Annotated in this window: 13 protein-coding genes; 11 read left to right on the plus strand and 2 right to left on the minus strand. The window is 69.2% G+C overall.

Annotation, left to right across the window (positions count from 1 at the left end):
• The 10 genes from ABZV00_RS09955 to ABZV00_RS10000 form a co-directional block, all read left to right on the plus strand.
• Positions 1-199, plus strand: a 199-nt coding sequence (locus ABZV00_RS09955) for a zinc ribbon domain-containing protein (RefSeq protein WP_355603750.1), incomplete at its 5' end; no start/stop codon positions are given.
• Between the two features lie 4 nt (positions 200-203).
• Complete coding sequence (locus ABZV00_RS09960; protein WP_355603753.1) at positions 204-902, plus strand: hypothetical protein; 699 nt, start codon at positions 204-206, stop codon at positions 900-902.
• 11 nt (positions 903-913) lie between these two features.
• Positions 914-1,303, plus strand: coding sequence for a GDSL-type esterase/lipase family protein (locus ABZV00_RS09965; protein ID WP_355603756.1), 390 nt, complete (start codon positions 914-916; stop codon positions 1,301-1,303).
• A gap of 282 nt (positions 1,304-1,585) precedes the next feature.
• Positions 1,586-4,180, plus strand: coding sequence for a M4 family metallopeptidase (locus ABZV00_RS09970; protein WP_355603759.1), 2,595 nt, complete (start codon positions 1,586-1,588; stop codon positions 4,178-4,180).
• Positions 4,181-4,281: 101 nt separating this feature from the next.
• Positions 4,282-8,100 carry a carboxypeptidase regulatory-like domain-containing protein gene (locus tag ABZV00_RS09975; protein WP_355603762.1) on the plus strand — a complete coding sequence of 1,273 codons (3,819 nt, stop codon included), beginning with the start codon at positions 4,282-4,284 and terminating at the stop codon, positions 8,098-8,100.
• A gap of 264 nt (positions 8,101-8,364) precedes the next feature.
• Complete coding sequence (locus ABZV00_RS09980; protein WP_355603765.1) at positions 8,365-8,811, plus strand: hypothetical protein; 447 nt, start codon at positions 8,365-8,367, stop codon at positions 8,809-8,811.
• A gap of 39 nt (positions 8,812-8,850) precedes the next feature.
• Positions 8,851-9,258: a hypothetical protein gene (locus ABZV00_RS09985; RefSeq protein ID WP_355603767.1), complete on the plus strand. Its 408-nt coding sequence runs from the start codon at positions 8,851-8,853 to the stop codon at positions 9,256-9,258.
• Positions 9,259-9,423: 165 nt separating this feature from the next.
• Positions 9,424-10,005 carry a hypothetical protein gene (locus tag ABZV00_RS09990; protein WP_355603770.1) on the plus strand — a complete coding sequence of 194 codons (582 nt, stop codon included), beginning with the start codon at positions 9,424-9,426 and terminating at the stop codon, positions 10,003-10,005.
• Positions 9,989-10,615 carry an OmpA family protein gene (locus ABZV00_RS09995; RefSeq protein WP_355603773.1) on the plus strand — a complete coding sequence of 209 codons (627 nt, stop codon included), beginning with the start codon at positions 9,989-9,991 and terminating at the stop codon, positions 10,613-10,615. The genes ABZV00_RS09990 and ABZV00_RS09995 overlap by 17 nt, the downstream gene beginning before the upstream one ends.
• Positions 10,616-10,703: 88 nt before the next feature.
• The gene (locus tag ABZV00_RS10000) at positions 10,704-11,642 is read left to right on the plus strand and encodes a phosphotransferase (RefSeq protein ID WP_355603776.1); all 939 of its coding nucleotides are present in this window, start codon (positions 10,704-10,706) and stop codon (positions 11,640-11,642) included.
• A 21-nt stretch (positions 11,643-11,663) separates the two neighbouring features.
• Here ABZV00_RS10000 and ABZV00_RS10005 read toward each other — a convergent pair whose 3' ends face one another.
• Together ABZV00_RS10005 and ABZV00_RS10010 are read right to left on the minus strand one after the other, a co-directional pair.
• Positions 11,664-12,335 carry a DNA alkylation repair protein gene (locus tag ABZV00_RS10005; protein WP_355603778.1) on the minus strand — a complete coding sequence of 224 codons (672 nt, stop codon included), beginning with the start codon at positions 12,333-12,335 and terminating at the stop codon, positions 11,664-11,666.
• Positions 12,336-12,499: 164 nt separating this feature from the next.
• Positions 12,500-13,108 carry a DJ-1/PfpI family protein gene (locus ABZV00_RS10010; protein WP_355603781.1) on the minus strand — a complete coding sequence of 203 codons (609 nt, stop codon included), beginning with the start codon at positions 13,106-13,108 and terminating at the stop codon, positions 12,500-12,502.
• A gap of 197 nt (positions 13,109-13,305) precedes the next feature.
• Between ABZV00_RS10010 and ABZV00_RS10015 the strand changes: the two genes are divergently transcribed.
• On the plus strand, positions 13,306-15,138 hold the full coding sequence (locus ABZV00_RS10015) for a glycoside hydrolase family 15 protein (protein ID WP_355603784.1): 1,833 nt from the start codon (positions 13,306-13,308) through the stop codon (positions 15,136-15,138).
• Positions 15,139-15,167: the final 29 nt, after the last annotated feature.

The raw sequence follows: 15,167 nt of genomic DNA on the forward strand, positions 1-15,167 counted from the left end.
CGTGCACGTCGACCCGGCGTACACCTCGCAGGGATGCTCCGCCTGCGGACACGTCGCCAAGGCCAACCGGCCCAACCAATCCACCTTCCACTGCCGGTCGTGCGGCTTCGCTGAGCACGCCGACCGGAACGCAGCCCGCAACATCGCCGCACGCGGTGTTACAGGCTGGGCAGCCGTCAGCCTGCCGAACGCGGCGTGACCTCGTGCTCATCACCACGAGCCGTCACGATCCGCAAGCTCGGCCCCTCAGGGTCGAGAAGCTGACTGAACCCCGTGGCTTCGCCGACCAGACCGTACGTCAAGTGCTGCACATGGCCGGCGGCGGAGAAGCCCTCCGCGTGCGCCTGACGAACCGCTACGGCCGCACGCCGTTGACTATCGCCGCGGCGACGGTGGCCGTCGGTCACCGGCAGGCTGCCCTCACCTTCGACGGCTCTGAGCAGTGCGTCATCGCGGCGGGCGAAGAGGCCGTCGCCGACCCGGTCAATCTTCCCGTCGCCGCCGGCGCGGACCTGGTCGTCAGCCTGCACCTTCCGGAGAAGACCGGTCTGGCCACCTATTCCCACAAGCCTGCGGAGTTCGCTCGGATAGTCGACGGGACTCACGTCACGTCTTCCGCATTCCCGAGGGCCGAGCAGGTGGAAGGCAGGTTCTACATCTCGGGCGTCGACGTGCTCGCCCCGCCGAACACCCCGATCGCCGTGGCCTTCGGCGACTCCTGGTTCGAAGGAGTCGGCACCACACCCAGCGCCAACCATCGCTCGGTCGACTTCCTCAACCGGCGCCTCGTGCGAGGGTGGGTCGTCAACCAGGGCATCGCCGGGAACCGCCTCCTGCGCCACGGGGTCGGCGAACACGCGCTGGCGCGATTCGACCGGATGTTCTCTCGATACCGGCCCTGACCCACGTCCTGGTGCATTTCGGCATCAACGACCTCGGTCTGCCCGGCATGCTGGGCGAACCTCCCGCCACCGCCGACGCCCTCATCGAAGGCTTCACCGCTCTGGCCGACCGTGCCCACCGGTCCGGCCTGAAGATCCTCGCCGCCACCATCGGTCCCTTCGCAGGCGCCGACCCTGGGATCAGCACGCCGGAGGGCCTTGCCATCCGACGCGACGTGAACGATTGGATCCGTACGACCGACGCCTTCGACGCCGTCTTCGATGTGGCCCGAGCCGTCGCGAACCCTGATGCCCCCGACTACATCCACCCCGCGCTGGACAGCGGCGACGGCATGCACCTGAACGACAAGGGTGCCGAGGCCATGGCCGACGCTGTCAACCTGGACGACCTCGCGCTCTAGCCTGCGCCGGCGTGATGGCGTATCGACGCCCGCGAGCGCTGCCGCGGCATGGAGACCGACGTTCGCCCAGGTGCAGTGCCAGCCGCCAGGACAGCTCCACCTGGACACTCCCCGGCCGTTCGGTATGGCCGTCGCACCGCAAGCCGTCTGCAGGCGTTCTGCAAGCGGATGGCGCGATCCTCCGCACGCCTGAAACTCATGAGGGCCGATACATCGGTGGGAGCGTCATCCATCTCCCTGACGGGGGTTGACGCGGCACCGTGTCCACTGGGGAGGTTCATCGTGCCTGTGTTTGTACGCCGTCTGCGGCCGTGGCTGGTTGCCGGCGGTGACGCTCTGCTCGCCACGGCGCTGACCGTGATCGTTTGCTGGCTGGTGCTGCGGTCGTTGGCCGGCGGCGCGGCCGGGCCGGTCGGTGCCTACCTGGCCGGTGACCTGTCCGGGCTTGCCGCCGCCGTCGCCGCGAGCACCGGCGCGCCGCTGGACTGGAGCATCGGCGCCACGGGCGGCCGGCTGTACCCGATCTCGATGCTGCTGAGCGGTTCGAAGCTGGCGCTGCTGGTGGCCGGGCCGTTGGCAGCGGCGGTGCTGCTGGCCTGGCGGGCCGGCCGCCGCCGGCGGTCACTCGGTCAGGCCGCGCTGGTCGCGGGCGGCTATGCGGCCCTGATCGGGGGGCTGTCCGCCACGGGCGCCGCCACCGCGACGGATCCGCTGGTGCACCTCGCGTCGCCCGCCTGGCTCGCTGCGCTGGCCGCGCTGGCCTGGGCGTCGCTCGCCCAGCTGGCTGCGGCCGCGCTGGCGCCACGCGCGGCGAGGCGGCTGGCCACGCCGGCCCGGGCCGGCGTGCTGGCCCTGGTGGTGGTGGCTGCGGGCATGGTGGTCGGGCAGCCCGCTGCGGCGCAGCCGGCGCGGTCCCCGGCCGAGCGGGTGGTGCCGTTCGCGGGCGACCCGACGCCGGCGCCTGGCGGCTACCAGCGGGCCGGGGTCGCGGACGCCCTCGCACGTGTCGGGACCGAGCAGGGACAGGCGCCGGTCGTCGCGTTCGAGCCGTGGCGGGGGACACCGTCGATGCTGAGCCTGGCCAGCCGCCTCGGCGGGGATGTGCCGGGTTGGCTGCGGCGCAACTCGGGCCTGTTCGGCGTGGCCGACGCGAGTGCCCAGCTACGGCCGCTACGCGAGCAGCGGGAGCGCACCGGCGAGCGGCACGTGTGGTTCGAGCAGCACGTGGGCGGGGTGCCGGTCTACGGCTCCCGGGTCGGTGTGCACCTGGACGCCGCCGGGCGCACGGTGGAGTTCCTGACCAACTCGTTGGAGCCGGACCTGGTCGTGGACGGACGCAGCGCCTCGGTCAGCGCGCAGACCGCGACGGCGAACGCCCGCGTCGCGCTGCCGGATGGCTCGCTGGTGGAGCCGGCGAAGCTGTACCTGCTGCCCGCCGCGGCGGACCCGGGCCGCCGTACGCCGACCGTGCTGGCCTGGCACGTGTGGCTGACCGACGTCGGTGAGGGCGTGTCGACGTCGTACTTCGTCGACGCGGCGACCGGGCGGCTGGTGTATGCGCTGCCGCGCTCCGCGCATGCCAAGGACCGGCGTATCTACGACCTGAACAAGCTTTCCGACGACAAGGTGCCGGCGTTCCCGAAGCGCAAGGAGGGCGACGGAGCGAGCGGCATCCAGGACGTGGACGAGGCGTACGTCAACCTCGGCCACACCTACGACTACTACCAGCAGACGTTCAGCCGGGACAGCTTCGACGATTCCGGCGGGCAGCTACGGGCGCTGGTCCGGGTCCGCCAGGACCCGGATGAGCCGATGCGCAACGCGGCGTTCGTGCCGGATGTCATCGACACGATGCTCTTCGGCGAGGAGATGACCAAGCTGGACGTGGTGGCGCACGAGATGACGCACGGGGTCACCTTCGAGACCGCCGACCTGTGGTACATGTACCAGTCCGGGGCTCTCAACGAGAGCTTCTCCGACATCTTCGCCGAGGCCGTGGAGAAGTTCGCGACCGGCAGCAACGACTGGCTGGTCGGCACCGGCATCCCCGGCGGTGCACTGCGCAGCATGGCCGACCCGTCGTTGTACGGCGATCCCGGCCACTATCGCGACTTCGAGCGCAGCTGCCTGGACATGGGTGGGGTGCACACCAACTCGGGCATCCAGAACAAGGCGTTCTACCTGCTGTCGCAGAAGATCGGCATCGACAAAGCCGCGCGGATCGCCTACCGCACCCTGACCACCTACCTGTCGCCGCGGGCCCGGTTCACCGACTCCCGGGTCGGCTTCATCGAGTCCGCCAACAAGCTCTATGGCAAGGGCTCGGCCGAGGCCAAAGAGTCGGCTGCGGCGTGGACCGCGGTCGGCGTCGATGGTGTGTACGAGCAGGCCAGGCAGGACTGCCTGTGCATCGCCGACACGTCGCTGTCCGGGGTGGGCCCGGAGGGCCTGGAGCCGCAGGGCCCGGGCGTCGACGCGGTGCTCGGCGCGCTGCTGCACGTACGGGACCTGTTCGCCGACGGGCGTACCCCGGCGCTACGGCACTACGAGGTCGTCTACGCCGACGGTGGCGACCGGGCGATCGCGCTGATGGCCGCCGACGACGACCTGCGCCGGCGAACCGCCCACGCGATGCAGACGCTGCAACCGGTGCTGCAGACCGTCGGCACACCGGACGGTGACGCCACAGTGGTGAGGGCGGAGATGCTCGCCGAGGTGGAGACGCTGCTACGTGACTACGCGGCCGCCGACCGGGCGGCTGGTGGTGGCGCGCTGGCCTCGGTCATCGAGACCGAGCTCGGCAAGGCGAACCTCCCGGCGCTGTCCGGGCTGACCGCCAACCAGGCGCTGTCGTACCTCGACACGCACGTCGGCTGATTCCCTCTCCGGCGGTGGCGGGCGCACGCGCGTCCGCCACCGCCCCACGCCCAGACGAGGACTCCATGCATACCTCCCCTTCCGCGCCACGGTCGCGGCCCGTGCGGTGGCTCGCCGCCGCGGTGGCCGTCGTACTGGCAACGACCCTGTTGACCGCTCCCGCTCCCGCGGCTGGTGCCGCGGCCGACAAGCTCCAACCGGCGGCGCGCCAGGCGCTGACCGGCGGGCGCACCGCCGATCTGATCGTCGAGCTGGCCGAGAGCGCCGACCTGAGCGCGGCCCGCGGGCTGCGGACACATGCCCAGCGCACCGCCTACGGGCAGCGGACCCTGTCCACGCTGGCCGAGCGCAGCCAGCGCGACATCCGGCAGCTGCTCACCCAACGCAAGGTCGACCACCATCCGTTCTGGATCGTCAACGCGGTCCACGTCGAGCACGCCGACGCGAAGCTCGCCGCCGAGCTGGCCGGCCGGCCCGAGGTGCGCACCGTACGCACCATGCGCACCTTCCAGCTGCCGGAACCGACCCCGGCGCAGCGAACCGCGGCGGCGGCAGCCGTCGAGTGGAACATCGACCGCATCAAAGCCCCGCAGGTGTGGTCGCAGTTCGGCGTGCGCGGCGAGGGCATCGTGGTCGCCAGCATCGACAGCGGCGTGCAGTTCGACCACCCCGCGCTGGTCCGCCAGTATCGCGGCAACGTCGGCAACGGCGTGTTCGACCACCGGTTCAACTGGTACGACCCGTACGGTCAGTGCCTCACCGCGCCCTGCGACACCCACGGCCACGGCACGCACACCATGGGCACCATGGTCGGCGACGACGGCGACGGCACCCAGATCGGCGTCGCGCCCGGCGCGCGCTGGGTGGCCGCCCGCGGCTGCGTCGGCGGCGGCTGCACCGAACTGGCCCTGCTGCTGGCCGGCGAATGGGTCATGGCGCCGTTCGACGACACCTTCACCTTCCGTCCCGACCTCGCCCCGCACATCGTCAACAACTCGTGGGGCTCGCCGGTCAGCGACCCGTTCTACAGCCAGGTGGTCAGCCGGTGGATCGACGTCGGCATCATGCCGGTCTTCTCCGCGGGCAACAGCGGCCCCGCCTGCGACACTGTCGGCTCGCCCGCCGACTACACCCAGGCGTACGCGGTGGCCGCGTTCGACGCCGACAACGCCATCGCGGACTTCTCCAGCCGCGGCGCGGCCGCCGCGGAGATCAAGCCGGACATCGCCGCGCCCGGCGTCGCCGTGGTGTCCTCGGTGCCGGGCGGACGCTACGAGGCGTACAACGGGACCTCGATGGCGGCGCCGCACGTCTCCGGGGCGGTGGCGCTGCTGTGGTCGGCGGCACCGGAACTGATCGGCAACATCCCCGCGACCCGGGCCCTGCTCGATGGCGGCGCGGTCGACGTCGCCGACACGCAGTGCGGCGGCACAGTGGCCGACAATCCCGTCTGGGGCAAGGGCCGGCTCGACGTGCACGCCGCGGTCGTCGCCGCGCCGCACGGCCCCCGCGGTACGTTGACCGGCGTCGCCCGAGGGCCCGCCGGACCGGTTGTCGGCGCGTCGGTGCGGCTCAACGGGCCCAACCGCACCGAGCGGGTGGCCACCACCGACACCGCCGGCCGCTACACCGTCACCGTGGCGCCCGGCACCTACACCCTGTCGGTCAGAGCGTTCGGGTTCAGCGACGGCGCCATCTCCGCCACCGTGACCGCCAACAGCACCGCGACCACCGACCTGAACCTCGTCGCGCTGGCGCGGCACGCCATCACCGGCGTGGTCCGCGACCCGGGCGGCTTGGGCACCCCCGGTATCGCGGTGAAGTTGCTGGCCACACCGTTGCCCGCGGTAGTCACCGGGCCCGACGGCGCTTACCGCATCGACGGCGTGCCGGTCGGTGGGTACACCCTCACCTTCGGGGCGGGCCGCTGCCTCAGCGCGGGCAGCCGGCAGGTGACGGTGGACGGGGCGGAGACGGTCGACCTGCGCCCGCCCGCCCAGGTGGACGCCTCCGGCTACCAGTGCAACGGCACGACGGCGCCGTTCCCGGCGGGCACCACCACCCTGGCGCTCACCGGCGACGACGAGTCGACGCAGGTGAACCTGCCCTTCCCGGTGCCGTTCTATGGCCGCAACCAGACCACCATGTGGGTGGCCACCAACGGATTCCTCACCTTCGACCGGGCCACCGACAACTCCATCAACCGGGAGGTGCCCAACCCGTCCACCCCGAATGCGGCGGTCTTCGGGTTCTGGGACGACCTGATCGTCGACGCCCAGGCGGAGGTGCGCACCGCCAGCTACGGTGCCGCACCCGACCGGAGGTTCGTGGTCGAGTGGCGCAACGTGACGTTCTATGAGGACGGGACGCAGCGGGTCACGTTCGCCATCGAGCTCTCGGAGACCGGCGCGGTCACCGTGCACTACCGCGACCTGACCACAGGTGCCGTGGCCCGGGGCGCGGGAGCGAGCGTCGGCGTGGAGAACCAGGCCGGCACCATCGGGCTCGAATACTCCCGCGATGTGGCGGCACTTCGCCCGAACAGCGCCATCACGTTCCGGGCGGCCGGATCCCTACACGGCACTGTCACCAAGCCGGACGGGTCACCGGCCGCCAACGCGCTGATCTCGGCGGTCACGGGGGACACCTCCGCGGTGACCACCACCGCGGCGGCCGACGGCACATACGTGCTGCACCTGCCGCTGGGCACGTACACCGTGGACGTCTCGCTGGTCACCTTCGGGATCCACCGCTCCACCATCGTGCTCGACACCAGCGGGGAGCGGATGCGCCACGACGTGCGACTGTCACTCAACGAGCGCACGGTCAGCGGCGTCATCCGGGACTCACTCGGACAGCCGGTGCGAGGCGCCGAGGTGTGGCTCGCGCACAGCGATCTGCCGACGGTGCGGATGACCACCGCAGCGGACGGGGCGTACCGGTTCACCAAGGTCCCCGAGTCCGACGTGGCCACGTACGTCTACGCGAGCGTCAACAGCTGTCAGCGTGACGGGCGGCTCTACCTGCCCACGATCATCGGTGGCGACGCGGTCAACGACATCACGGTGGTCTCCCCGATGGGCGTCATCGACGGCGCCGACGGGTTTGGCCACCAGTGCCTGCTGGGCGCGGTGGAGCCGAGCTTCGCCACCACGACGGTGACGACCAGCGAGTACGGGGCACCGACCGCGGTCCCGCTGCCGTTCCCGTTCCGGCTGTACGGCCAGCAGTTCAGCACGGCGTTCGTGTCCCGCTACGGCTACCTGACGTTCGAGCCGGTGAGTTACCAGAGCGGCTCCAACAGCACGCTGCCCAGCAACAGCGCGTCCGCCCCGGACGCGGCGGTTTACGCCTTCTGGGACAGCCTGGCCATGGACGGGTCGTCCCGGGTTGCCCACGGCACCGCCGGCACCGCGCCGAACCGGCGCTTCATGGTCTCCTGGCAGGACATGCTGCTCGACGGTGGGCGAGTCAGCGTCGACGTGGTGTTGCACGAAAACGGCCGCATCGACGTGCAGCATCGGTCCCTGCCCGACACCGCGGCCGGGCGCGGCGCCGGCGCCACCGTCGGCATCGAGGACGCGGACTCCTCGTACGCGCAGGAGTACAGCTACAACGAGGAGTGGCTGCGCTCCGGACAGTCGGTGCGGTTCCTGCCGCCCGGCACCGTCACCGGCGTCGTCACCGATGCCACGACCGGCGCGCCGCTGGCGGGGGCGACGGTGGAGTTCCTGCGGCTGGAGGAGGTCGAGGAGGAGGCCGTCACCGATGCCACCGGCACCTTCACGCTGCGGGTGCCCCTCGGTACGTGGGACCTGGCGGTCGACGCCGCCGGTCACTTCCCCGGCACCGCGCAACAACGGCTCGACGCGCCGTACGGCACGGTACGACGCGATGTGACGCTGACGCCGATCGGCTGACGGCGGTGGGGTGGGTGCGGGGCGGGTGACCGCCCCGCATCCACCGCCGGTCAGCACCGGTCCGTCGGCACAGTGGAAATGCGTCCATCCTCAGACGGCCTTACGGGGCATCAGCTGACGACTTTGCCGGGGCCCAGTATCAGTACGTCTCGAACCGTCGCACTGCAAGGCGGTTGCAAGCGGACTGCATTCGGTGGAGGAAATCATCCAACCTGCGGCTGCCGTGACGGGACGCCGTGCACACCCTTCAAAAAGGAGTACGCAGTGAATCTACGACGCATTGCGACCGCGTTGGTCGCCTTGGTAGCCACCCTGACGGCATCGGCGGTGATCGCCAGTCCGGCCCAGGCGTACTCGGGACCGCACTACTGGATGTACACCAACGACGGCGATCCCGGTGGCCGCGTGGACTTCTGGCCCGACGGGGACATCGTCCAGGTCTGCGACGTCCAGGCCGACGGCGCGCACGTCAACGTCGTGCTCCATGACATTTTCACCGGCGCCGGTTACAGCGTCCAGGCGTCCGGCAACGGCAACTGCACCACCCGGCGGGCCAGCCAGGGTGGCTCCTATGACCTCAACGAACGTTCCAGCAGCCGGGGCTGTTACCTGTTCAACATCCGCCTGTGGGACGACATTCACTACGTCTCCGGTAGCGAGGACAAGGCCGCATGGTGGAACGACAACGCAGCGAAGCGGTCCGACTGCTGAGGAACGTTGGACGAGCACCCGACGACAAGAAGGAGCACGATGGCCAAGCGACAGTGGTCCGTAATGGCAGTCATCGCAAGCGCGACCCTCATGGTGGGCTTGTCCGCGCAGCCGGCCCAGGCCAGCGGATCCGTGTGCACCGTGTGGTACGGCGGCGAGTTCTGCTCGGGCGAAGTCAACTTCGTATCGAGTGACGAGATCCTCAAGGTTCTCGACGTCGAGGCAGATGGCCACGGCGTCAAGGGATTTCTCCAGCAGTACTACAACTCGAGCTGGCACTGGGTCACCCCGTCCAGCGGTCTCTACAACGGGTACGGCAACGGCTGGACAGCGGTCCACGACTACGACATTCCCGAAGGCAGAGACGTGCGCTACCGGGTCTGTCTCACCGATGGCGCCAATGGCTCTCCGTATGCCTGCAGCGCCTGGGCCCTCGACAGCGCCTGACCCGTTGTCCGTCGAGGGGCAGGGTGCGTATCGCCTCGGCGCCCATGCCTCTGACGGGCAGCCGCATCGCACCCCACCCGCGGCAGTGACACTTCGTGACCCTGCCGCGGGTGGGGGAGCGGTCATCGCTTGATCCTCAGAGGGACACGAATGAAAGGGACCACCGTGCGATTGCCCAAGGCGATGACCGCGATCACGCTGGCATTGGCCGCGACGCTGCTGACCACCGGCTGCATGCCCGGGTCGAAGCCGGAACGGGAGCAGGCCGCCGCAGGCGGTGGGGCGCCGGGAAAGCCTGACGAGCGGGCACCGGTGATCGCGACGGTGGAGGCGCAGGTCAGCCACGCGGGCCATGTCGTGCCACTCAAGGTCGAACTGTTTGGGCCGCGCCGGGACCAAGGGTTCGTGACGGTCAACGTCCGGGTGACGAACCTGACGCCGGAGGGTCAGGGTTCCTCGTTGGGTTGGCAGATCAACGACGCCTTCGCCGGGTCAACCAGAAGCGTCGGCGGCAAGCAGAGCTTCTCCGGCGTCTACCTGCTCGATCGGAAGAACCACAAGCAGTACCTGGTGGCGCGGAACGCCAACGAGGAGTTTCTCGCCTCGACCAACTTGAACGCGGTGTTCGTGAAGCCGCAGCAGGCGGCCGAACTCTTCGCCACGTTCGGGGCTCCGCCGGCAGACGTGACCGCCGTCGACCTGGCCATCCCGCAGATTCCGGTGTTCGAGAATGTCCCGCTCGGTTAGCCGTCCGCTCGGGCGGGTCACAGTCACGATCGTCGTCGGCCTGCTGCTCCTCTGCCCGACGGCGGCGTGGGCGGCGCCCGGAGCCGCATTCGACCCGCCGACGATCGCGGTGGGCGGGCCACGGCTGGAAGCCGACGACGGGCAGGTGACCGCTCCGGTGGTCGACGTGGTGGCGCCGGCGGTGGACGTTTTCGTCGTCACCGGCAGCGTCGAGGGTGACAGCACCGAGGCCGAGAGCGCCGATCGGGTCGAACTGACCCTCGGCGCGGACGTGCTGTTCGCGTTCGGCAAGGCCGACCTGTCCCCGGCCGCGCACCAGCGGCTGGCACAGATCGCCGACCGGATCCGTCAGCAGGCCAAGGGCGTGGTCCGGATCGACGGGCATACGGACGGAATCGGTGACCCGGCCGACAACCAGGAACTGTCGCGGCGGCGTGCCGAGACCGTCCGGGTCGCGCTCGCGGCGCTGCTGGCCGGCGTTCCGGTGACCATGCAAGCCGCCGGTCACGGCGAGAGCGAGCCGATCGCGGTGGAGACCACCCCGGAAGGCAGGGACATACCGGCCGGCCGGGCGAAGAACCGCCGGGTCGAGATCCGCTTCGACAAATAGCGGTGTACGCCGGCTGAGGCGCGTGCGGGGGCGCGAGTCACCGTCCACGACCGGCCCGCCCACGTGCGGGGGTAGAGAATGCGGCCTTATGGATTACCCGACCAGTGACGAAGTGGTCCGGCTCCTGCACCGCTGGACGGGCGAGGCGGACCCCCGACTGCTCGGTCGGGGGATGGAAGGGCTTGTCTACGAGATCGACCAGGAGCGGGTCGCCAAGGTCTGGTTCGGCCAGTCGGAGGTGTCGCTGCAGCGCACCCGGGTGTTCTACGGCGCGTTGGCCGGGAAGCCCTTCGAGTTCGCGGTCCCGCGGATCCACGAGGTCCATGTGATCGAGGACCGCTGCGTCACGATCGAGCAGCGGCTGGCTGGCACGACCATGACCGACCAACTGGAGGCCGGTCGCATCAGCGTTGACGAGGCCAGGTCGGCGTTCGTCGACGTGCTGGCTCAGTTGGCGGGAAGTGGTCCCCTGCCCGAGGGGCGAGCGCTGTCGGTCATGGATGAGGACGTGTCGCTCTACGACGCGGAGGACGATTTCCCGGAGGCGGTCCACGCGTTGGTGAAGCGTCGCGTCGCCCGATTCCGGCCGGTGCTCGACCCGGCTGTCGAGGACCTCGACAAGAAGCTCAACGCGCTGCAGGACCGCCTGCGTGATGTCGACAGCGGACGGCGGTCCGTCGTCCATGGCGACATGATCCTGGGCAACATCCTGGTGAACGACGCCGGCGGTCCTACTGCGGTTCTTGACTGGGGCTTCCTCACGACCGAGGGCGACCCGGTGTTCGACGCCTCCGTGGCAGCCTCGATTTTCGACATGTACGGGGAGCACGCCCTGGACACCGAGCTCGGTCTCTACGCGCACATCGAGAAGCGGCTGGGCTATGAGCGGGAGGCGCTCCTGGTCTACCGTGCAGCGTACTCCCTGATCACGGCGAACGCCTACGACGCCCAGGGCAGTGACGGCCACTTCGCCTGGTGTGTCGCGGCCCTGAACCGGCCCGACGTCGTACGAGCGCTCGTGGGCTGAACGAAGCCGGTTCGGACCTTTCTACCTACCGTGCTGTCGGCGCACCATCTCGCTGATCCAGATGGGCGCGAACGGAGAGGTGCAGCCCGGGGAAGTCGGGTAGTCCTTGAGCACCTCCAAGCGCTCACCGATGTCGATTGCACGGGCGCGGTGCTCGGCGTGCTCGATTCCGATCTGAGCCAGGCAGTGGTTCATCGCCCACTGCAGGCGATCCGGGGCGTCTTTCATCTCCGTCTCGACGATGTCGAGCAGTCCTGGGAGGTCGAGGATCTCGGGCTTCTTCGCCACGCGTTCGGTGGTCAGCGCCCAGCCGGCACTCGCGACCACTGGATCCGGATCGGCGGACCAGGCCAGGCGCAGCTCTTCGGAGTGCGGGTTCTTCTTCACCACGTAGTTCACGAGCCAGTCGTGCACCTTGGGTGTGCGCGCCTCGCGCAACATGACGTCCAACTCGTCACGCTCGAACGCCTTCGGGCGGCAGATCAAGATCGCCAGCAGTCTCGCCGCGGTGTCACCTGTCTGCCAGAGCTGGCACGCGAGTTCCTGCTGCGTCTTCAGCCGCTTCGCGAGCGCGCGCAGCTTGCCGAGGTGCACACCGTGATCGTCACCGTGTTTCTCGTTCACCTCGCGTGTCTTCGGGTCCTCGAGCTCGGCCAGCTCGGCCATCACCTCGGCCACCATCACCTCGGCCACCTCAGCCTCCTGCCCATCACGTGCGAGATGCAGCCTACGACGGGAGTCGGACACCTGTCGTACACGCCGACTCGACGGTAGCCACCGAAACGAAACCCGTCCATTGCGCTCAGGAGTCGCCGCTCTGACTGCGGGCCGGCCCAGGAGGGCTCATCGCGGGGGCGTCAGCGCAGTGCAACCTCACCTGCGCGGACGGCTTGTACGGCGCGCTCGACAGTCTCCTGATTTTCGCCGACCGGAGCCACGTAATCGAGGACGTCGTGCGCGGCGTCCTCCCCGAGCATTCGGCTGATCACCCACGTGGCGAGATACTGGGACGCAAGGCAACCGCCCGCCGTAGCGACGTTTCCCTCGGCGTGGAACGGCGCGTCCAGCACGGTGACGTCGCAGGCTTCGACAAAGGGCCGGCTCGTCCTGTCCGTGCAAGCCGGCATGCCGGCCAGCAACCCGAGCCGGGCGAGCACCAGCGCGCCGGAGCACTGCGCACCGATCAGCTGTCGCGAGGGATCGAGCAGCAGCCTGGAGAGCAGCTGGTCGTCGGCGACCACGTCTCGCGCCTTCACCCCGCTCCCGATCAGCACGACGTCGGCTTCGGTCACGAACTCCATCGGGCGCTGCCCAGTCACCTCGACGCCGTTCATCGACGTGACCACCGGCGTCGGCGTCGTAATGAAGGCCTCCAAGCCGTCCTTCCGGCACCGGTTGATCAGCGCGGAAGCGATGAAGCTGTCGAGCTCGTTGAACCCGTCGAAGGTCACCACGGCTACCTGCATCACAACTCCCTCAAGTACGGCATCAGATCTGCAATCTCCCTGGCGGGCCTCTACAGGTCGAGAGCCAATCAGCGGCTGGCGGCATGCCTACCGCGCCCAATGGCTGTTTGAAGATCATCAGGCACAGTGGTGCGTTATAGGTGCTTCGTCCGGTACAAAGTAGTCTGGTAACGCTGAGATAATTTGGGGAGGCATGGGTGGATTCGTACCCTGCGTTGGAAGCCCATGGCTTGATCGGTGATCTGCAGACCGCGGCGCTGGTGGCGAAGGACGGGACGCTGGACTGGTTCTGTGCCCCTCGGTTCGACTCGCCGAGCGTGTTCGGCGGCCTGCTCGACCGGCACAAGGGTGGGTACTTCCAGGTGTCGCCAGAGGGCGTCGACTACGTCAGTAAGCAGCTGTACCTGCCCGGCACGCCGATCCTGATCACCCGCTTCCTGAGCGCGGACGGCGTGGGTGAGCTGGTGGATTTCATGCCCGTCGCGGGGGATCAGCCCACCGACCGCCACCGCCTGGTGCGGATGCTGCGGGTTGTCCGAGGTGTCATGCGGTTCCGTGTCGACTGCCAACCCCGCTTCAACTACGGGCGGGACCCGCACCAACTCGACGCGTACCCCGCCGGTCACGTTTTCCGCAGCTCTGCGCTCTCCCTCGCCGTGAGCCTCGTTCGATACCCCGAAACCCAGCCCGGCGAGCAGGGAGTCCAGCGCAAGGACGATGGCCTTTGGACCATAGCCACGCTGCGCGAGGGCGAGGCCGGGGGTGCCGTTCTGGAAACAGGAGTGTCGCCTGACCGACCACGCTTCTACACGCCGGGCGAGGTGCAGGAGTTGCTGGAGCAAACCCGCGACTTCTGGCGGCGTTGGCTGGGCCGTTCCCGTTACACCGGCCGCTGGCGAGAGATGGTCGAGCGGTCGGCGATGACGCTTAAGCTCATGACGTACGCGCCGACCGGCGCGCTCATCGCCGCCCCCACCGCCGGGTTGCCCGAGCAGGTCGGCGGCCAGCGCAACTGGGACTACCGCTACACCTGGATCCGCGACGCGTCAATCTCCATACACACCCTGCTCAAGCTGGGCTTCACCGAGGAGGCGTGGCAGTACATCCACTGGGTCGACGAACGGGTCCGGGAGGCCAGGGACCGGGAGGTGCCGCTGCAGATCATGTACCGCGTCGACGGCTCACCCGATCTCTCCGAGGAGGTGCTCGACCACTTCGAGGGTTACCGCGGATCAGCGCCCGTGCGGATCGGCAATGCCGCCGCGAACCAGCTGCAACTCGACATCTACGGCGAGCTACTCAATGGCCTCCACGAAGCCGCCAGCCTTGGTCTGCGGACCTCTCACCAGTTGTGGCTGAACACCGTGCGACTGGTCGACTGGGTCTGCGAGCACTGGGACGAGCCCGAAGACGGGATCTGGGAAACCCGGGGCGGCCGCCAGGACTTCACCTACGGGCGGCTGATGTCCTGGGTCGCCCTTGACCGGGCTGTCCGCCTCGCGCACCGAAGCGGACGACCGGCCGACACCGCCCGGTGGGTGCAAAACCGAAATCAGATCTACCACCAGATCATGGCCCGCGGCTTCCACCCCGGACGCGGTGCCTTCGTGCAGAACTACGCGACCGACGTCCTGGACGCGTCGCTGCTCGCCATGCCCGGCGTCGGACTGGTCTCATCAATGGATCCGATGTGGCAGTCCACGCTGCGGGCGATGGACGCGGATCTCGTGTCCGACAGCCTGGTCTACCGATACGACCCGACCGCCTCGCCCGACGGCCTTCCCGGCCAGGAGAACACCTTCACCATGTGCACCTTCTGGTACGTCCGGGCCCTCGCCGAGTCCGGACGGCTCGACGACGCCACGCTGACCTTCGAAAAGATGCTCACCTACAGCAGTCCTCTCGGCCTCTACTCTGAGGAGATCGCACCCACCGGTGAGCAGACCGGCAACTTCCCGCAGGCGTTCAGCCACCTCTCGTTGATCGGCACGGCGGTGAGCCTCGACCGCCTGCTCGACGCCCGCCCCTGAGGAGTCGCGCGTGCGCGCTGGGGATCTGG

The sequence above is a fragment of the Micromonospora sp. NPDC005173 genome (genome assembly GCF_040608515.1).
Classification (GTDB): domain Bacteria; phylum Actinomycetota; class Actinomycetes; order Mycobacteriales; family Micromonosporaceae; genus Micromonospora.

Bases quoted from the DNA above. Each gene is read 5' to 3' on its own strand.
- ABZV00_RS10000 (WP_355603776.1), top strand. From the start codon at position 10,704: ATGGATTACCCGACCAGTGACGAAGTGGTCCGGCTCCTGCACCGCTGG.
- ABZV00_RS10010 (WP_355603781.1), bottom strand. From the start codon at position 13,108: ATGCAGGTAGCCGTGGTGACCTTCGACGGGTTCAACGAGCTCGACAGC.
- ABZV00_RS09985 (WP_355603767.1), top strand. From the start codon at position 8,851: ATGGCCAAGCGACAGTGGTCCGTAATGGCAGTCATCGCAAGCGCGACC.
- ABZV00_RS09995 (WP_355603773.1), top strand. From the start codon at position 9,989: ATGTCCCGCTCGGTTAGCCGTCCGCTCGGGCGGGTCACAGTCACGATC.